The organism is Paraflavitalea devenefica, from assembly GCF_011759375.1.
In the GTDB taxonomy this organism is placed as follows: domain Bacteria; phylum Bacteroidota; class Bacteroidia; order Chitinophagales; family Chitinophagaceae; genus Paraflavitalea; species Paraflavitalea devenefica.
This window is the reverse complement of sequence record NZ_JAARML010000008.1, coordinates 180,210-199,901: the sequence shown is the minus strand read 5'-3', so window position 1 is coordinate 199,901 and position 19,692 is coordinate 180,210. Positions and strand designations below refer to the sequence as shown.

The 19,692-nt window shown below is 47.0% G+C and carries 19 protein-coding genes; 3 read left to right on the top strand and 16 right to left on the bottom strand.

The window, feature by feature from the left end; genetic code table 11:
• Positions 1–74: 74 nt before the first annotated feature.
• The 14 genes from HB364_RS31055 to HB364_RS30990 all read right to left on the bottom strand — a co-directional run bounded on the left by HB364_RS31055 (position 75) and on the right by HB364_RS30990 (position 14,369).
• The gene (locus HB364_RS31055) at positions 75–1,571 is read right to left on the bottom strand and encodes a lipopolysaccharide biosynthesis protein (protein ID WP_167292340.1); all 1,497 of its coding nucleotides are present in this window, start codon (positions 1,569–1,571) and stop codon (positions 75–77) included.
• Positions 1,572–1,575: 4 nt separating this feature from the next.
• The gene (locus HB364_RS31050) at positions 1,576–2,661 is read right to left on the bottom strand and encodes a DegT/DnrJ/EryC1/StrS family aminotransferase (RefSeq protein ID WP_167292339.1); all 1,086 of its coding nucleotides are present in this window, start codon (positions 2,659–2,661) and stop codon (positions 1,576–1,578) included.
• Positions 2,662–3,030: a sugar 3,4-ketoisomerase gene (locus HB364_RS31045; protein ID WP_167292338.1), complete on the bottom strand. Its 369-nt coding sequence runs from the start codon at positions 3,028–3,030 to the stop codon at positions 2,662–2,664.
• A 10-nt stretch (positions 3,031–3,040) separates the two neighbouring features.
• Positions 3,041–4,087, bottom strand: coding sequence for a glycosyl transferase (locus HB364_RS31040; protein ID WP_167292337.1), 1,047 nt, complete (start codon positions 4,085–4,087; stop codon positions 3,041–3,043).
• Complete coding sequence (locus HB364_RS31035) at positions 4,080–5,021, bottom strand: FkbM family methyltransferase (protein ID WP_167292336.1); 942 nt, start codon at positions 5,019–5,021, stop codon at positions 4,080–4,082. The genes HB364_RS31040 and HB364_RS31035 overlap by 8 nt, the downstream gene beginning before the upstream one ends.
• Positions 5,018–5,815, bottom strand: coding sequence for a methyltransferase, TIGR04325 family (locus HB364_RS31030; RefSeq protein WP_167292335.1), 798 nt, complete (start codon positions 5,813–5,815; stop codon positions 5,018–5,020). Before HB364_RS31030 ends, HB364_RS31035 begins: the two co-directional genes overlap by 4 nt.
• 37 nt (positions 5,816–5,852) lie before the next feature.
• On the bottom strand, positions 5,853–6,671 hold the full coding sequence (locus HB364_RS31025) for a motility associated factor glycosyltransferase family protein (RefSeq protein WP_167292334.1): 819 nt from the start codon (positions 6,669–6,671) through the stop codon (positions 5,853–5,855).
• Between the two features lies 1 nt (position 6,672).
• Entirely contained in the window at positions 6,673–7,176 is a 504-nt protein-coding gene (locus tag HB364_RS31020; protein WP_167292333.1) for a KdsC family phosphatase, read from the bottom strand.
• A 1-nt stretch (position 7,177) separates the two neighbouring features.
• Entirely contained in the window at positions 7,178–8,221 is a 1,044-nt protein-coding gene (locus HB364_RS31015; protein WP_167292332.1) for an N-acetylneuraminate synthase family protein, read from the bottom strand.
• The gene (locus HB364_RS31010; protein WP_167292331.1) at positions 8,218–8,985 is read right to left on the bottom strand and encodes a cytidylyltransferase domain-containing protein; all 768 of its coding nucleotides are present in this window, start codon (positions 8,983–8,985) and stop codon (positions 8,218–8,220) included. The genes HB364_RS31015 and HB364_RS31010 overlap by 4 nt, the downstream gene beginning before the upstream one ends.
• Positions 8,986–9,002: 17 nt before the next feature.
• On the bottom strand, positions 9,003–9,770 hold the full coding sequence (locus HB364_RS31005; protein ID WP_167292330.1) for a methyltransferase domain-containing protein: 768 nt from the start codon (positions 9,768–9,770) through the stop codon (positions 9,003–9,005).
• Positions 9,771–9,855: 85 nt separating this feature from the next.
• Positions 9,856–12,396: a YfhO family protein gene (locus HB364_RS31000; protein ID WP_167292329.1), complete on the bottom strand. Its 2,541-nt coding sequence runs from the start codon at positions 12,394–12,396 to the stop codon at positions 9,856–9,858.
• A 69-nt stretch (positions 12,397–12,465) separates the two neighbouring features.
• The gene (locus HB364_RS30995) at positions 12,466–13,251 is read right to left on the bottom strand and encodes a glycosyltransferase (RefSeq protein WP_167292328.1); all 786 of its coding nucleotides are present in this window, start codon (positions 13,249–13,251) and stop codon (positions 12,466–12,468) included.
• Complete coding sequence (locus HB364_RS30990; RefSeq protein WP_246228671.1) at positions 13,248–14,369, bottom strand: glycosyltransferase; 1,122 nt, start codon at positions 14,367–14,369, stop codon at positions 13,248–13,250. The genes HB364_RS30995 and HB364_RS30990 overlap by 4 nt, the downstream gene beginning before the upstream one ends.
• Positions 14,370–14,427: 58 nt before the next feature.
• On the opposite strand from HB364_RS30990, the gene HB364_RS30985 reads away from it, so the two are divergent.
• Positions 14,428–14,709, top strand: coding sequence for a hypothetical protein (locus HB364_RS30985; RefSeq protein WP_167292326.1), 282 nt, complete (start codon positions 14,428–14,430; stop codon positions 14,707–14,709).
• Positions 14,706–15,482: a queuosine precursor transporter gene (locus HB364_RS30980; protein WP_167292325.1), complete on the top strand. Its 777-nt coding sequence runs from the start codon at positions 14,706–14,708 to the stop codon at positions 15,480–15,482. The genes HB364_RS30985 and HB364_RS30980 overlap by 4 nt, the downstream gene beginning before the upstream one ends.
• A 1-nt stretch (position 15,483) precedes the next feature.
• Here HB364_RS30980 and HB364_RS30975 read toward each other — a convergent pair whose 3' ends face one another.
• Both HB364_RS30975 and HB364_RS30970 read right to left on the bottom strand, forming a co-directional pair.
• A complete protein-coding gene (locus tag HB364_RS30975) occupies positions 15,484–15,987 on the bottom strand; it encodes a GNAT family N-acetyltransferase (protein ID WP_167292324.1) in 504 nt (167 codons plus the stop codon).
• A 9-nt stretch (positions 15,988–15,996) separates the two neighbouring features.
• Positions 15,997–16,725: a PrsW family intramembrane metalloprotease gene (locus tag HB364_RS30970; RefSeq protein ID WP_167292323.1), complete on the bottom strand. Its 729-nt coding sequence runs from the start codon at positions 16,723–16,725 to the stop codon at positions 15,997–15,999.
• A 47-nt stretch (positions 16,726–16,772) separates the two neighbouring features.
• Here HB364_RS30970 and HB364_RS30965 point away from each other — a divergent pair, with 47 nt between their 5' ends.
• Complete coding sequence (locus tag HB364_RS30965) at positions 16,773–19,664, top strand: hypothetical protein (RefSeq protein WP_167292322.1); 2,892 nt, start codon at positions 16,773–16,775, stop codon at positions 19,662–19,664.
• The last annotated feature ends 28 nt before the right edge of the window (positions 19,665–19,692 follow it).

Below are 19,692 nucleotides of genomic sequence, written 5' to 3'. Positions count from 1 at the left end.
TGTCTCAGAGAACCCGTAACTGCGTCATTTTCGCCAATAAGTGTGCAGTTTTGAGCAATAACTGTGCAGCTCCATCAACCTTTTTTACCGAGTTTTTTCTTAACTACCTCAATAAATTGGGGAAGATCAGGTGTTAATCGCAAGTACAAAATACCGCCCAGCAAAAGGGAAGAGAACATTACTGACCGGAATGCAATACCCACAAAGCCATGGATATTATGCAGCAAAAGCCAGGTCAGTAAGTAGCAGGCACCTACCAGCAACAGCGCATAGACAGTTTTGATAGTAAAAGGCGACATATTGAACCGGTAGTGCATAAAAATCAAACGGATGGTATTGTAAAGAGTTATGGTAGTCAGACTGGCCAGGGCCACGCCTTCCATCCCTCTCCACCGGGCCATATAAATATTCAGGGGGATGGAAAACAGGAGCAGGGTAAGGCCCGAATAGAACTCAAAACGCCAGCCGGGTGATGTAGAGAGCATAGCACCATTGATGCCAGCGCCAAGCTCGAGGATATTACACAATCCCAGGATCAGGAAAACCATTTTACCTGCCGCAAATTTCTGGTCGATATGCAAAAACTGTAAACCATCATCATAATTGAGCCAGATATTGAAAAACAGGAAACAGGCAATCAGCAACAGGTTGATGGAAGACCGCTCATATATGCGTCTCAATTCAGGGTAGTTCTTGTTCTTCCAGTGCTCGGCAATGAGGGGGCCTGCGATGGCCTGAAGCCCCCGGAGAGGGACCTGTAAAATGGCCGCCAAATATTGGTTGAGGGAATATATGCCTGTATCATGCAGGCTTTTGGCTCCTGCCAGTGACAGGGTATCGATCTGCCGGGCTATGCCATTAATGGTAAGACCGGTATACACAAATGCCACATATTGCCATACGCTTTTCCTGATCCGCCTGGTCACTTTACTGAAGGTCGTGGGCACATACAAGCGGCGGATCCAGATAAGATAAGAGACAAGGATCAATACGACCAACAAGTAGATACAACAGAAGAGTTTTACAAACAAGCTGAAATCGATGACCCCAAAAGCATATAATCCGATCAGGACCAGTACACACAACCGGTAACCGGTTTCCCGCATAAAGCCTGGCAATACGGTTTTCTTTAAAGTGCCCAGGTAGCTTTCGAAGACCAAAAACCAGAGGTAGAAGAAGGAAAAAAAGAGCATCCAGTAATAATAAGTTACCACCAGCGGAGACCGGCCGCTAAACTGCCTGACCACAAAAGGTTCAAAAACAATACACCCGGAAAATATCACCAGGGCGCCCAGGGAACAGAACAGGATGACAACGGTCAGCATATCGTTTTTACGATGATCCAGGTGATCGGCATAATAAGGGAAAAACCGGTTCATGAAGGCTGTCATGCCTAGGCTCGCAAAGGGGGCAATGATCTGCGACAGGCTGATGATGACCTGGGTAAGACCATACTGTTCGGGCGTAAACATCCCTTCCCGGGTAAAGAAATAGGTATTGATGGCGCCCACCAGGAACCCTATATAGGAAAGGAAAGAGGATTGCAGCGTTTGTTTACGTATTTCCCCCATATTGTCAGAATTGGTTGATCACCTCAATGACCCGTTCAATGTCCTGTTGTGTATGGTAGTAAGAAATAGGTAAGCTCAGGGTAGTTTGGTGGATCTCTTCGGCAATGGGCGTTTCTTCATCAGAAAGGATCCCCTGCATGGCCTGCTGTTTATTGGGCGCCACCGGGTAATGGATATCGGTTTTAATGTCGTGCTTCAGGAGGTACTCTTTCACGGCATCCCTTTTTGGGTGACGGATATTGAAGATATGGTACACATCGAAGTAATCGGGATGCACTTGCGGGAGGACAAAGTCCTGTTTTAATCCCTGCAGATAAAGGGAAGCCAATGCTCTTTTATGTTCATTGATGGCATCCAGTTGCTGCAGCTTTACTTTCAACAGGGCTGCTTGCAATTCATCGAGCCGGGAATTGAAGCCCACTACCTCATTGTAATATTTGATGCGCGAGCCATAGTTGCGGAGGGTGGCGATAGCCTGGTACAGCTTTTCATCATTACAGGTAAGAGCGCCTGCATCGCCCAGGGCGCCGAGGTTTTTGGTAGGGTAGAAACTGAAAGCACCATAGTCGCCAAAATTGCCGGCACGGGTACCTTTGAACGAAGCGCCATGCGCCTGCGCACAATCTTCCACCACTTTCAACCCATGTTTTTGGGCAATGGCCATTACCTGGTCCATGGCGCATACCTTTCCATAGAGATGCACCACCAGGATGGCCCTGGTCCGCGGGGTGATCTTTTCTTCCAGGCGGGCCGGATCGATATTGTAGGTTTGGATATCCGGCTCTACCAATACCGGCTTCAGGTTATTGTGTACGATGGCCAGGATGGTGGCGATATAGGTATTGGAAGGCACCAATACTTCATCCCCTGGCTCCAGTTGAAATGAACGCAGTGCCAGGATCAATGCATCCAGTCCATTGGCCAGGCCGCAGCAATACTGCGTCTGGCAATATGCGGCAAACTGTTGTTCAAACTCCTTTACCTGGGTGCCCAATATATACCAGCCGCTCTGTAACACTTTTTCAATCGCCGCGCGGTAATCGTCGAAAAAGGGCTGGTTGGCCTTTCCCAGGCTTTCGTATTCTATCATCTATTTACTATAAGGTTCGAAAATATAATCTTCCTTCGCAAAGTATTCAGAGGCCAGTACCATCAGGATGGCATCGTTGGTGAACTGGTCCATGGTATGCCAGTCCTCGGGCTCAAGGATCAGGCATTTATGGGGAGCATCCAGGTAAAAATATTCCTCCTTTTTGCTATTGTTGTTGTAAATGCGGCAGGAACCCTGCAGGCATACAGCCGCCTGGATGGTCTTATGGTGGCGGTGCCCGCCCCTGGCCGAATTATCGACCCCATAGATATAAAAAATGCGTTTAATATCGAAAGGGATCACTTTCTCAATAACCGTAAGATTGCCTCTGCTATCGGTAAACGTTGTTAGATCGATCAATCTTGCCATGCTGTAAAATTTATACAAAAGCCTTTAGATCAAATACATGATCATGCCGGGCAAAGGTAATTTTTTTTGGTGTAAGAAGCAGGGAAGGGTCTTTCAGCAACATCACCGGCAGCTTTTGCAGGTATTGGTAGATGGTTTTGCTGCGGGGCTCACTGGCCTGGCGGGCCCCCTGTACATTAAGCGGAAACCCATCCTGGTGCACCTGTTGCGCCAGGCTCAGCAATCGCCGGATATAAGGAAAGTAAAACGCTTTTTTGGCCGGCTCCTCCAGTTCATACATCGGACCGCAAAAGGCCACCTTGTTGTCGGTAAAAAACTTTACCCCATGAAAATGGAAATAGATAGCGGGCGTGGGACTTTGTTGATTTGCCCTAAGCTGTACAACCGGGATCTCTCCATCGGGCAGCACCCTGTATTGCTGGATATTCCAGGGCGCCAATCCTTCTCCCGGGTGCCGGATCACGTGCACCCCTTCAAACCGGGTAGTCCAGTCGTCCAGGTATTTCTGATCACCAAATTTCCCCGCTTCAAAGCGGGCATAACACCATTCAATGCAGCGGTCACGCCACCAGGTGAGCGCTTTCAGTCCACGCTCATCATTCTTAAAGCACATAAACTGCACACAATAGATGCCGCTCATGGCCGATTGGTCATACACCCTGGTATAGCGGTGGCGGCTGATCATCACGGACTGGTTACCCATTTGGTCAAACAACACCTGCGGATCCTGGTAGAAAAACAGGTCTGCATCGAGATAAGTGCAGGAAGGCAACCTGAACTCCCGCAGGCAATACAGGATGGTGGAGGAGGTACAGGTCCAGCAATACTCGGCAATACTCCGCGTGGGTTTTATTTCGAGTAATGCGGGATCTTCAAACTCCCGGAGCGATACAACGGTAAGGTGAGGATATTGCTTTTGCTTTAAATACCGGTAGCAATCATTATCGAAAGCAAATACATATAAATGAAAGGAAGGGCAGTGCTGTACCAAAGAATGATACAAGGCCAGCCCACGCGTAAGGTAATTGGTATCAAATAAGGTACAGAAATTATGCATTGATATGGGCCAGTAGTTTATTGAATTGTTTTTTCAGGATCACCAGGGGCACTTTGATCTTTTCCTTTGACAATTGTCCTTCTACGGCTTTACGGTAGGGCTGAAAATCCATGTGACCGAATTGCCCCTGCGCCTTGTCGATAATTTCGAGCGCAAATCCATATTGCCTTTCCAGCAGGGCAAATACGAGTAATAACAGGGCCTGCCGTTCATGGGTAAAGGAAGGCTCATGCAAATAGGTCAGTTCGGCCCAGCAGGGCGATTTGCGCACCATCCGCTGGGCGGTAAAGACGCCGTACTGCCGGAGGTATTTTTCATGCAGGCGCTGGGTGCCTTTTACATCCATGGAAGATAACCAGAACTGCATTACAGGCAGTTCCTGCAATATGCTGTACAGTTTGTCTTCCCCTACATAGGCATCGATGATGCCCGGCTCAAACTCAGCGGCCAGCACGGTATCCCTGATCGCTGCCGGCAGGCTTTTGAAAAGCCGCAGGTCGGTACCCTGTGTATCGGTCTTGAACCAATCGATATAGGAAATACCGGCCTGTCCCAGCGCGCTGGCCAGGGTAATGGCAGGTAGTTGAAGCGTTCGGTCGGTCCTGAACAAACTACTGAAGCTCCAGGGTTCCAGTAAAGCGGTTTGCGGCGGCAGCAGGCTGGAACAGAAAGGAGAGGAGGCCAGGTAAAAGCTGGTGGCCGCCTGATCGGTAGCCGTTACAATACGATTGAACAGGATCAGTTTTTTATACACTTTGCTTTCCTGTTCGGTAACGGTAAATTCCCTGTCGTCCGCATCGAAGGCCAGGCAAATAGCATAAGGGGCAATCTTTTTCCATTTCTCATGAATACTGCCCGAAGCGCCAATATCCACCAGTACCGGTGGTTGCTCCTGGAATAACCTGGATTGTAGTATCGTATCAATGATTTTCATTGAAGCTGTTTTTTTAACACTGCAATAAATCCACGGTAAGGTATTGGGCGACCATCCAGATAAATGGTGGTATCATTGGTATGTTCGCTGATAATAGTGTATTTCTCCCGGACCGCTTCTTTTACTTTTTGATAATCCAGGAACCAGGCGGGATAAGAAGCCTCATAAATGGCAGGCGGTACTTTTTGAACAGTAAGCCGGTCGCCGGGCCTATCATTAAACGGGGTATTATCGATGATCAGCCATGGAATATCTAGGTGAATCAATTGTGCCAATAATTCATACGGTTTTTCCAGGTAGGGGAGGGTGCAGGCAGTAACAAGGATATCAGGTAAGCCGTTCTGTTGAATGCAATCCTGTGGAGTGAGAAAAAATTGTAATTTTTCATCCTGTATAAACTGACGGCCACAGGCAACAAAATTCTCCTGTTCCACTACATTCCAACGGACTTGCGATAAGGATTGCAGGAATTTCCTGTTTTGAAAGTAGCTGCTGCCCAGGCTTCCCCCGAAATCCAATACATTTAAATGTCCGTTGTTTTGTGCGGCTGCCCACATTAATGCTGATAAGAAAGGCCAGGAGTATTGGATCTCATTGAATAGAATAGAATCCCGTTCATATACAGCTTCGCCGTTTTTTACCTGCAGCGTAGCGGTCTTTACCTTTTCCAGGATATTGTCCGCGGAATATCCCCCGCATTCCTTTTGTGCAGCCTGCCAGGAGGCATAGCGGCCATGCCATCCAAAGGAGCCATTTTTAATTCTTCTGTATTGACCTTTAAGCCAGGACAACAATTTTTTTAATTTAAATTATAAAAGTCTTTTAGTGCTACTATTTTTTAGAAAGTGCCTGGGAAAACGCTTTTTTGGGAAACAGATCCAACAGGCTTTCGGGTGATAAATTATAAATGGCTATACCGGAGTTTTTATAGTTACGGATTATTTCTTCATATTGCTCCCACAGAATTACATATTTCTTGAACTCATCGCCCAGGTGATCATCTATCCATTCCGAATAGCCGTTTTGTGTGAATTTATGTTCTTTTTCTTCGTAAAAATGGCGGCTTTCTCCATAGTGCAATATCCAGCTGTGGTCAACTCCCAGCAAATTAATTTCTGTGAACCCCATGTAAATGGCGGCATAAATGGCCAGTTGCACCACTGTTTGATAGGAGGGGAGATTATGGGCCAGATTCACAGGAAAGTTTCCAAATTTGGAAAGGTAGTAATAGTGATCTTTTGTTTGGAAGATACGATGACGGTCGCAATATTGCTTATCATGCAGTGCCAGGAGAACAGTCGAAGTGCCTGGTATCTTTTCGTCGGCCTCTTTGAACCAGCTTACAATCTGTTGCTCCGTCAGGGGGGCATGTGTGGATGCGAACACATGGAGGAAAGGAGCAATTGTTTTATAATCTTCATGCACAAAAAAGTTGCTGACAGCGATGCATTTTTCATGCTGCAACAATCGAAGATCCTGCTGTTTGATGGAAGGTCCGGTTGCTAAAATAAAAACCCGTTGGTCCTTATACTTGTCTTTAAGCGCAGTATTATGGAGAATATGTCTCCTTTGCGAAAGATAAGATAAATAACCATTTACTTTTCGGGAAAGGTCAATCACGAAAGGTGGAAGAATATATTTCCAGTTCATTTTATAAACCGTAAGTATTTAATATTTCTTCCAAGAGGTTATTCTCCTGAAGAATGGTTTCTATAAATTCCCGGAATGCCCCCTGCCCCCCGGATTTGCTGGTTACAAAAGTGGTTATGTCTTTAATATAGTCGGGAGCATTGGCTGGTGATGCGCTTAACGGAACTTTTTTCAATACTTCTACATCGTTGATGTCATCACCAATATACGCTACATCATCAAACGTGATACCTAATTCCTTTATCAGTTGTTCAGCAACGCTGAGTTTATCTTTGATCCCTACGAAAACTTTTTTTATTCCCAGTTTGGCAGCCCGGTTTAGGGTTGCCTGGGAGTTTTCTCCGCTGATGATCGCTACTTCAATGCCGGCTTTTTCACAAAATACAACACCTGCACTGTCGTAGGTATTGAATCGTTTAAATTCATTCCCGGTATTGTCGTAGTACATACTCCCGTCTGTCCATACACCATCTATATCTGTAATAACTAATTTAGGTAACCTCATTTCAGCCTATCATTGAAGAATAAATAATTTCATTAGCCGGTATGTTCTGCAATGCTTTTTTGCCAACCACCTGTTGATTTTGCGCCCATTTGAACCCATCTCCGGGCGAAAGCAGATGTATATCATCTACGTTAATGATTTCTCCTGCTTTAATATCCCTGCGGGTTGCTATAGAGCGCTCCAGCTTTTTTTGTGTATCCGATACTGCTTCATCGATAAAGAACTCTTCTTTACCCATTGATTGCTCCAGGAGCCTGATATCACGGACCATTCTCTTAACACCATCCGGGCCTAGTGAACCTTGTTGATCGGTACCTTTCATATTGCGATCGATGGTGATATGCTTTTCAATGATCCTGGCGCCCATTGCTACCGCTGCAACCGGTATCATAATACCAATGGAGTGATCGGAATAACCAATGGTGTATTGAGGGTAATGCTTTTGGAGATAGGTGATCGTCCGCAGATTGATCCGGGTATATTCCGAAGGATATTGAGACAGGCAATGCAGGATGGAAATATTACTATGATATTTTGTTATCAACTGCAGCGCATCTTCCAATTCCTTTATGCCGCCCATTCCGGTAGACAGGATCATCGGGATCCTGGTTTCTGCCATAGCAGACAACAGGGGCAAGTTGGTAAGGTCCCGGCTCGCCACCTTTAGTCGATCCGGCTTAAAAAGTTTTAGCAGATCCAGGCATCCGACAGCACAAAGGGTTTCCACAAATTCGAGTCCTTTTGACTTTGCGTATTGATAGATCTCGAAATGCTGCTCATTGCTCAGTTCCAGTGCCTTTCTGTGTTCCCCGTAGGTTCTCCCAAATGAATGCGGAGAATCATAAATCCGGTTCATGGATGAATCGGTCAGCTCTTCATTCAAATCACGTTTAGTGAGTTTGATAGCATCGATGGCTGGCAGGGTTGTATGAAACAATTCATCTGCCGGCTGCCGGCAAACCAGGTCTACAATTAACTTTGCGATATCTACCGAGCCATTGTGGTTTTGCCCAATTTCGCCTATTATATATATGTGGTCACTCATTTTGAATTTTTTACTATTTCAATCTGCATTTTATGTTTTATATCGGGATGCTCGTTGATGATTGCCAACAACCGGCTGAGATCATATCCAGGCCCTTCCTGTACCTGGCTGAATAAGAACTGCTGTATTTGAAAATCCTCCGGTGTGTCTACTGTAAACCGTACATCCTCATAACCTTGTAATTCGGCAGGCAAATTTAGAAAATGGCAGTTAAATATGCCGGCATGCGTATATAAATAATTGGTAACGTGCTCCTGATACAACAATTCGTTGGTCAACATAGCCGCTTTTTGTAAAGCCTGACGGGTGGTTATTTCAGCAAACAGCCCCAAATGGCTCTTTATGGTGGGCAATCCCGGATGTACCTGATAGCTCAGGTAATCAATACCTGAACCTGTGTGCTGGTCCCAATGATCGGTCATCCTTTTCAGGAAATCAGCATTTAAAAAGGGATTATCTGCACATATCCTGGCAAATTCATGGTGCCCGAAATGCAGGGAAGCTTCAATGAACCGGTTCAGTACATTTTCTTCGCTGCCTGCGAAGTACCCGATTCCCAGGTGTTTGGCAAGGCCTATTAAAGTGTTGTCATTTTCTTTTGTTGTGGTAGCCAGTATGATAGGATGTGATGGAAAGAAAAATTGCAACCGCTCAATCAGTAGTTGAAGGATGCTTTTCTCATTATAAAAAGGTAAAACCATTTTCCCCGGAAGACGGGTAGATCCGGTTCGCGCCTGGATGATAAATGCAAGGGGATTTTTCATAGGGTAGTTATCCGGGATCAATTATTCTTTGCCAGGAGCAGAATGGAATTGTCACCGGTATATTGCTTTAGCGTAATGGTAAAATACTTTTCCAATACCGTATCGATAGCCAATAAACTATTGATGGGTTCATGGATAGGTGTTCCCAACAGATGAAAGGTCCAGACATGATCATTGTGGTCCCGGTTTGTATGATTGCCTACTCTCCAGGAAACACAGGAATAAGAAGGCACCAGGATAACAATATCTCCTCCCGGTTTCACCACCCGTTTCATTTGAATGGCAAGATTATCCAGATCTTTAATATGCTCGAGGGTATGGGAGGCATACAGGAAATCAGCTTTGAAATCAATGTCATCCAGGTACTTATATTGTACGGGCCGGCCAAAGATATCCTGCTTTGAAAAATCTACAATAACACCATACCTGCTCACGGGACCGTAGGCGCCCCCCAAGTCAATCCCCTTCGCGTTTTCCTTAAAAATAATTGGTGCTATCTGCTCCCTGAATTGATACATACCTTTCCATCGCCAGCTACCCAGTTGTTTTTGAATACTTTCACTGTGGCGGAATTGGTAATTGGGCGTGCTTTCCTGCGCATCATCAATAAAACGATCAAATAAAGATGGGGCGCCCGCATTTTTGAGCATCAATTTTTTATATTCATCAGAAAGAATAAAATCCCGGGTCAGGTACCTGTTCCGTTTAGGCCCATAGTACAGCGATTCTGCTAATCCTGATTTTGCAAGCCTGCCGGATGTTTTCCTGATAAGTCTTTGAATCATTATTTAATACCTTTCCGTAAAAGTACCTAAATTCAGTTACTTTTCAGGCTTTCCGCCAGGTGGCAACTGATAACCAATCCCGTAGCTATGCTTTTTTGGCCCGGCGGAATTCAATGACCAATCCTGCTATCAAGCCAATATAAAAGAGGATGGAGAACCACTGGGTAAGCTTATCTCCCAGGATTACGGACCTGGGCTCAAAGCGGAATTCAATGGTATGCTTGCCCGCAGGCACCGGCATACCTCTCAATGCATAGTTCACGCGGCAGTAATCGGTCTTCTTTCCATCGATATAGGCATCCCATCCGTATGGATAATATACCTCGCTGAAAACTGCAAACTGGGGTTGGGCCGATTCAGATTGATAAGTGACTTTATCATTGAGGTTTTCAACTAATCTTATCGAAGCCGTACTATCCGGCAGCGGTTGTGTGCCTGCTGTTTTTTCAAACCGGGCATCTATTACAGCACTGTCACGGGTATTCAGCGTATTCAAAATAGCCATTTCATCATTCGCATTTTTGGCTATGCGGAATCCCTTTACAAACCAGCAATTGCCCAGTGCATTCGGGTTCAGTTGGGCATCAGGCTGGCCGGTAGCAGGGTCTCTCACAATAAAGTATTTGGTATTCAGCATATTATACACACTCGTATTACCCTTAACCAACTGACTGTCAATGATATCCTGGTATAAGGCCAGTTTAGCAGGGCTATACCCACCAATTGAATTGTGGTGATAGGATGCGCGGGAATCGCTGAAAGGCCCATTTGCAGCCGCCTGATCGAAAACACGGAATTGTCTGGTAGTATCTGCTTTTATTTTTATATCTGCCGGGGTGGAAGCAAAGGCGTTCTCAAAATCTACCGGTTCTACGAAATCTTTATGATTCACGTATCGCCAGGCAACACCAAGTATATCGATAGAAGAAAGCAGGACAATACCAGCCAGGGCGGCATACGGTGTTTTTATTTTATCCTTTACATAAAGCGCCAGTAAAGCAATTGTGCAGGCAATAAAAATGAATGCCCGCAGCAGATCGCCGCCGAACAGGCTTTTCCGGTCCTCGTGCAGGCCATTTACAACAGCTCTTCCAAATGATTCAGCCCGCTGCTGCAATTCCGGGCCCGGCTGCTGCTGCCCCTGTGCCATCTGTTGCATCATACCGTTCGCAAAATTCTGCCGGAGATCTTTATCACTGGGAGCAGCATAATCAAACGAAAAATATAAGGCAATCAATATAACAAATACTCCCCCGGTTATAAAGGTGGCCAGCCTGAGTTTTTTCCATAACTCTTTCTTGTCTTCAGTACCGAACAGGAATTGTTGTAAGGCAAGGCAGGCCAGCATTACAAAGCCAAGTTGCGGAATGACCATTGCCATGGAAGGCGCACGGAACTTATTATATACCGGCAGGTAATCGAAAAGAAAATAATTAATGCCCGGCAGGTTTTTACCCCAGGACAATAGAATGCCAAAGGCTGCGGCAGCCAGTATCCACCATTTATGCCAGCTTTTTACGTATACCAGTCCCAGAATAAAAAGGAAACAAATAATGGCGCCCAAATAGGTGGGGCCTGAATGGCTGGGTTGTTTGCCCCAATAAGCGGGAAATGATCTGGCGTATTCATCGGCTTGTTCTTCGGGCATGCCTGTTTGTTCACTCAGTGCTTCTCCTGCTTTCGTTTGTTCACCGAATTCTTTGGCGCCATTAAGCCCTCCACCATAGATACGTGGCACAATCAATGTAAATGTTTCAGTTATACCATAGCTTCCATAGTAAAACGCATAATCTCTATCAAGCCCTCCTTTACTTTTATTGGCCTGGTTTCCGGATACCAGTTCGGAACGTCCGCCACGCATCGTTTCTTTGACAAATTCGTTAATAGGCCATAGATTAATGGCATTGATCCCGATAGCAAAAGCGCCTGCCAGCAGCGCAAGGGCTCCTGAAACTATAATGTGCTTATATTCCTTGTTGCGTGCCGCCCTGATGGCAAAGGCAACGCTTAAGGCCAATGCCATTATCATCGTATAATAGGCGATCTGGACATGGTTCTGCCATATGATCATAGCGACAAACAAGGTAGTAAGTACAGTTCCGATGACGTACTTTTTTTGGTAGAGCAGCAGTACGCTCGCCAGTACTGCAGGCATATACGCGATACAGATCATTTTTGTATTATGACCTACTATTGTAACGATTGGATTATACGTTGCATAGGCAAAAGCCAGTGCTCCCATGATACCGACCCAAGGTCGCACCCCCATCACTATAAAAAGAAAATAAGCCATAACGCTTGCCAGAAAAAAATAACTGACAGGTTCGGGAAGACCCAGTGTGAAAACATATTTATGAAGAAAGCCAATAGAAACAGCATACGGTTTTCCAAAAACGATCTGGTAAGTTGGCATACCGCTGAACATGCTATTGGTCCATAACGGATAGTGCCCATGTTTTTCCCTGAACTCAAAGGATTGTTGCGCCATTCCCCTCCAACCGGCAGTATCTTCCTGATTCAATACCATTCCGTTGAATGCAGGTAAAAAGAATATGGAAGAAACGGCTAAAAAAATCCCAATAGCAATAAGATGTGGGAATACTTTATTCCAGACAGCTTTGTTCATATGATTACAGAAAAATGATAAGAGGGCAAAATAAGGCAAATTATGGCAAGTGCTTCCTAATTTTTTAATTTATGCGTTTTCCAGTTTCAGCCACACTTTTACTTTGTACAGCCATTTGCCGATAGGACTATTAAGCAGGTAATACAACAATTTCAACCTTCCCTGCCAGCCTGCCAGCTTCCAGGAAAAACCGAAATGACGCTCATATACCCGGCGGGCTTCAGCCAGTGAGGGCAGGTAATTGCGGTAGGTAGTACCCCCTGGCGCAAAAACCACCATGGTTTGGGGAAGGAAGACAAAAGGCTCCCGGCTGATGCGGCAAACAAGATCGTAGTCCATGGCATTCTTCAGCGTCGTATCGTACTTGCCATATTTATCATGCAGCTCCCGGCGGATAAACATGCTCTGGTGGGAGAGGCTGCGCATACCCCGGTACAATTTACCCGGATCAAAAGGCTTACCAATTGTGACCCATAGGCCACCACGCTCCAACTGGTATTTTCCGTGAAGCCATTGAACGGAAGGATTGCCGGTAAATTCGGTCGTAACCAGCGACAATGTATGCTCATCGTAATAATGATCGGCCGAGTTTAACATATTAATAATATCACCTGAGGCCCTTTCCACGCCTTTATTGAAAGCATCGGCGATCCCTTTGTCCCTTTCGCAGAGCCATTTCCGGTAAGGTGGCTGTGGCGTATGCGTGAGCCATTGCTGTATATCGGGCGTGGTAGAGCCATCGATGATCCAGTGCTCATAGGGTAGTTGCGTTTGTTTATCGACCGATGCACAGGTGGTCTGCAATTCAGCCAGGTTGTTGAAACAGATGGTTATCGTGGATATCCGGGGACTCATGGGGTGGTGTTGCCTGTTTTAATGAAACCGGCTGCTTTGGCGGCAATGCTGCCCCAGTAAAACCGGCGGAAATAGGCTTCCGGGATGGTAGCCGCTACCTGGGCCGCTTTTTTGGTGGCGGCTGCAAAGCCGGTAAGTTCGTTATCGGTAATAAGCAGTTTACCATTGCACACAGCGGGATCAACGCCAATAGCGCCATTGCTGGTAGAAACAACGTTCATGTCCGAACCCAGCGCCTCTACCAGTTTGGTCTTAATACCTCCGCCTTCCACTACCGGGTTCAGGAACACATCGCAGCCTTTAAAGTACAGGTCAATATCCGGTACAAAACCGGGGAACAGCATATTGGGGATCGGCTGACTGGTATACGCAGCCGGGATATCCTTTCCGCATACCAGGATGGTATATTGGAAGTCATCCATCGCCTGCAGGGCGGGGTTGACCTGGTCAACGATACTGCGCAGGCCATTGAGGTTGGGCAGGTAATTGAAGGTGCCGTTGTACAGGAGCAGCCGGTGATGGGAGGGGATGCCATGTTGCTGCAGCAACTGCTCCCGGGCTGCCTTCCGCTCCGCCGCCGCGGGTGGCGTATCCCATTCAATGCCATAAGTAATGGTAGTGCATCGCTGGGGGGAAAGACCAAAATGACGGATGGCATAGTCCCGGTCTTCCTCAGTTTTGAAAAAATTGAAGTCGGCATTCCGGTGGGTCCATTGCTCGTACCGGGCCATGAGCTTCCACCATCGTTTGCCCAGGGTTTGAAAGCGCGCACTTTCTATATTATGGGAATGAACAATGAGTTGTACGCCCGTAAATCGTTTGAGGAGTACCCCCAGCCATCCGTAATAGGGATGCTCCAGCTCCAGGTGGCTGATGCCATACCGGCGGATGACCTTGCGCAGGGTGAAAAAATAAAAAGGATTGATATACCTGGAAGGCCTATCCGACAACAGGTTCAAAAGCTCATAGCCTTCTGCAAGCGCCGGCTGGTTCTTACGGATGGATACACAAACAAAAGGAACTTCTCTGCAGAGATATTTATAGAACAAAGCAATGCCTTTTTGTCCGCCCATCTTAGCAGGTAATATGGGATACGACACCAAACCCAGTACTTTCATCAAAAGTTCCCGTTTTAATAGATGGGCAAAATAACGCAACTTTACAGCAACTCGACCTATGCAGCGACTATTATTTTTCTCCCGGGTAGCCTTTATTTGCAATATCTGCTTTCTGCTTACCTGGCTTATGCGTTACCTGCCGCCTATGCAGCAGGGGCATATTGCCTCCACCGTCGTGATACTGGGCATTGGCCTCTCCCTCATATTGAATGTGATCATTAATTTTTTTATTATTGTGCTGCTGTTGCAAAGAAAGCCGGTAAAGGAATATGTTCCTTTGTGGCTCGTGGTGGCCAATGTATTATTCCTCATTGCTCAATTAATCCTTTTGCTTAAATGATCCATAATATTATTAAAGACAAGCCCACCCGCCTGTTTATCATCCTGGGGGGCTTTTTTATTGCCAATGCCATTATCGCTGAGGTGACGGGGGTGAAGGTTTTCTCCCTGGAAGAAACCCTGGGCCTGCCCAAAGCCAGCATTGATATGCTGGGCGAAAAGGGGCTTTCTTTCAGCCTTACCGTGGGTGTTATTCCCTGGCCGGTGATCTTTGTGATGACAGATATTATCAATGAGTATTATGGCGTGCGGGGCGTAAGGTTCCTGTCGGTGCTCACGGTGGTGCTGATCGCTTTTGCCTTCCTGGTCTTTTACCTGGGCATCCATACAACGCCCGATAGCGGCTGGCGGTCCCGGGAACTGGAACCCGGCGTTACTGACGGACAGGCCGCCTACGTGCAGGTACTGGGGCAGGGCATGAATATTATCATCGGTTCCATCACTGCTTTTATCATTGGTCAGTTGCTGGACGCCTTTATTTTCCGGAAGATCAAAAAGGTGACCGGTGAAAAAGCCATCTGGATGCGGGCTACCATCAGCACCCTGGCTTCCCAGTTCATAGACAGCATCGTGGTAACTTTTGTCGCCTTCTATTTATTCAAAGATTTCAGCCTTGCTACTGTAACAGCCTGGGCGCTGACGGCCTATATGTACAAATTCCTGGTAGCTGTACTCATGACGCCGGTCATTTACGGGGTGCATGGTATGATAGAACGCTACCTGGGGCGTGAACTGGCAGCGAATATGAAAGAAGCAGCGATGAGAGACAGATAGGTTATAACTTTTTCTCCATCACATAGTCATTCATATAATAATCGTGGCCAATATCTATATCTTCTTCTTTGGTAACGACGAAGCCTAATCTTTCATAGAACTGCCGGGCCTTGTTGTGGCGGTTTACATTCAGGCGCAGGACCTTTGCGCCGGAGGTGGAAACATGATCAGTAATAAAGTCGATCAGGTTTTTCCCAATGCCTTTCCCCTGTGTTTTGGGATGTACATACAATTTGTGCAGCTTGTACACGCCGGCCTCTTTGAGCGGGGAATAAGAAGCAAAGCCTACGGGCTCTTCATCCAGCTCGGCCAGCAGGAATAGATGTTTATGCCGTACCATCTGTTGTTGCAGGGAGTCGGGGCTATAGATCAGGTCCATCATGTACTGAAGCTGTTCCGGCGACAGGATGGAGCTATAGGTGCCGGGCCATATTTGTTGGGCAAGGTATCCAATCGTAGCAAGGTCATCAATACCGGCTGTCCGGATTACTAATTCATCATTCATATATCAAAACTAAAGTATATCCCTGGGGTTATCAAATGCCTGTTTGGAAAGTGCCTCGTGTTGTTTGATGGCACGCAGGGAAAGCCGGATGGCGATCCAATAGGAAACCAGGGCGCTGGTGACCAGTAAGGCTTCCGAAACATAGTAGGTGACTTTGGGGTTGTTCTGCAGGAACAGGAAAAAGTCGAAGCTGCCGTGAAAGAAGACTGCCAGCAATACGCCTTTCCATAAATGAAAAGAGGCTCTGGCGGGGTCGAATTTGGCAAGCCCGGTATGGTAGCCCATCAGCACACCAAAGCAGGCATGGGCCGGTACGGACAGGAACATGCGCAATACGCCGGTAGCAAAGCCATGCTGGAATACATACAACACATTCTCCAGGGTGGCAAATCCCATACTCACCATCACGGAATACACAATACCATCAAACGGTTCATTAAATGCCTTGCGGCGATAGGAATACAGGCGCAGGGCCAGGTATTTGCACCCCTCTTCACTAAAAGCTACCAGTATAAACGCCCAGAGAAAGTAATAGGTAAGGGAAAAGACGGGCACAAACCGGTCCAGCTCCGGTTGCAGGTTTCTTTGTATGATCGAAGCAGGTACCGTTCCGACTACCCCCAGGAGAAAAGAGATAAAGAGGTTCTCAAAAGGCTCCCTGTCATATTTATCTTTTGAATAAATATAAAAGATGATGGCTATTCCGGGGGCAAGGGATAAAGCTAATAAAGACAGCATGCCCAAAAATACGTAACCACCGGTTTACTTTAATATAAGATTAGGATATGAAAAAAGACTTAATTTCCCGAATCAATACTGCTAATAACCTGCTCATGTTAAAATGTTCTTTACTGGCCTTAGCCCTGCTTGTTTATGGATTATCGCCGGCCCAGCAATTTGGCGGTCATCCTACGCGTACACAATGGAAGCAGATCAATACAGATACCGTGCGTGTTATTTTCCCCGCCGGCTACCAGCGGCAGGCTGCTGAAATTGCAGGTATCGTGCACCGGTTGGGGCAGCAAACCACCACCACCCTCGGAAAGGACTTCCGTAAGGTCAGCATTGTACTGCAGCCCCGAACGACTATTTCCAATGGTTATGTAGGCCTGGGGCCCTGGCGCAGCGAGTTTGACTTAATGCCTCCGCAAAACAGCTTTGGCCTGGGCAGCCTGTCCTGGCACCGCACCCTGGCCCTGCATGAATACCGGCACGTACAGCAATACAATAATTTCCGGAAAGGTATTTCCAAAGCATTCTACTACCTCTTTGGCGAGCAGGGACTGGAACTGGTGAACAGTGCCGCGGTGCCCAACTGGTTCTGGGAAGGGGATGCCGTATACCAGGAGACCTCCCTGAGCGAACAGGGCAGGGGAAGGTTACCCTCCTTTTTCAATGGCTACCGTTCCCTGTGGAGCGCCCATAAACACTATTCCTGGATGAAGCTGCGTAATGGTTCCCTGCGCGATTTTGTGCCCGATCATTATAAGCTGGGCTATATGATGGTGGCGTATGGCCGCGAAAAGTATGGTGCTGATGTATGGGGCAAGATCACGGATGAGGCAGTACGCTATAAAGGGTTATTCTATCCTTTCCAGCAGGCCGTGAAGAAATATACCGGCCGGGATTATAAAACCTTCCGCCGGGAAGCATTGGATTATTTCAGGGCTTCTCTGGCTACCGGTGCAAAAGATTCTACAGTGGACCACTGGGCACAGCAACACCGCCATTTTGTGGCCGATGAAGAATTCCCCCAGTGGATGGATGACCAGACCCTCATTTTTGTCAGCAGCAGTTACAAGAAGGTGCCGGCTTTTTATATGCGCAATGTGCTGGGAGGCATGGATGATAAACTGCGGATGAAAGATATTTCCCTGGATAATTATTTCTCCTATCGCAATGGCCGGGTAGTGTATGCCGCTTATGAACCCGATATCCGCTGGCGCTGGAAAGATTACAGTGTGATCAAATTACTGGATGTGACCACGGCGCAGCAACGTACCCTGACCCATAAGTCCTGGTATTTCTCTCCCGATATTAATGAAGCCGGTACGCAGATTGTAGCGGTACAGGTAATCCCCGGCGCACCGGCAGCGCTGCATATCCTGAACAGCACCGACGGAGCAGTGATGAAGAAGCTGCCCAACCCGGACCAACTGCTGTATACGTACCCAAAGTTTTATAGCGACCAACAGGTAGTAGCGGCCGTGCGTAATGCCAAAGGCGCCATGTCGCTTGGTGTGATCAACACCGTTGATGGAAGCACTGAATACCTGCTGCCTTTTTCCATGAATGTGATTGGTTTCCCCACGGTACATAAGGACACGATCAGCTTTTCGGCTTCCTATAAAGGGCAGGACAGGCTGTTCATCTTCACCAATAAAAAGCTCTTCCTGTTTACGCCCCCTGCAGCCACGGCTGCTACCGGTCATTACCAATTGCAGGTAGCGCATGGCCGTTTTGCCTGGACAGGCTTTACGGCCGTGGGGGATCGACTGGAGCAGGGTGTATTGGCCGCCAGCCAACTGACGCCGGTTGCTGCTGATGATTTGGCAGCAGCGCCCTCCATCTTCCGCGTGCAGGAACTGGCGCCTGGTGCAACTGTATTGCAGGATGCGTTGCCTTCCGATACTACTTTATATCCTGTTACCACTTACCACAAAGCATTCAGGTTATTCAATTTCCATAGCTGGCGGCCCATTGTGGAAGACCCTGATTATACGTTCTCTATTATCGGGGAGAATGTGCTGAATACCCTGCAGTCGGAACTGTACTTTAATTATAACCGTGACTTTGAATACAAGCAATTCGGCGGGCGGTTTACGTATGCCGCTTTGTATCCATGGATCAGACTGGGCTCTGTGTATACGATTGACCGCACTGAGACCCGTAGCAACCAGCGGGTATTTTATAATACCTGGGAAAACAGTGTAGGATTACAGGTGCCACTCAATCTTACCAGTGGACGTTTTAACCGGGCGCTGACAATTGGCAGTGACCTGGTCCATAACCAGCGGTTTTACCGGGGCTCCTGGAAGGATTCGGTAGACAATAAGGCCTTTAATTATGTAAGCTCATATATCTCTTTCAGCAACCAGTTACAGCAGGCCCGCCAGCAGATCTATCCGCACCTGGCGCAAACCATTTACCTGAATTATACCCGTGCTGTAACAAAAGTGGAAGGCGATCAGTTTGTGGCCAATGCCAACTGGTATTTCCCCGGCTTTAGCAGGGACCACAATATTATCATCAACACCGCTTTCCATGGCCGGGATACTTTGTATAATGTAAGCTTCTCTACCGCTTTTCCTTTTGCCCGGGGGTATGTTGGTTTAAATGTGCACCGCATGTTTAAACTGGGCGCCAATTATCACCTCGCATTGGCCTATCCCGACTGGGGCTTGGGCAATATTGTGTATTTCATGCGTATCAGGTCCAACCTGTTCTATGATTTCGTACGGGTACAGGATTATGACTATCGCCGGTCACCGCGTCCCAAAGTAGAGGCCGATTTCCGCTCTTATGGTACAGAGATCTTTTTTGATACCAAATGGTGGAACCAGCATAATGTAACTTTTGGTTTCCGTTATAGCCGCCTGCAGGACCTTTCCCAGCTCAATCCTTCTGCCAACGTGTGGGAGTTTATTGTGCCGATCAATTTATTGGGGAGGAATTAAAAGAGGCAAGTGGTAAATAGCGAGTGGC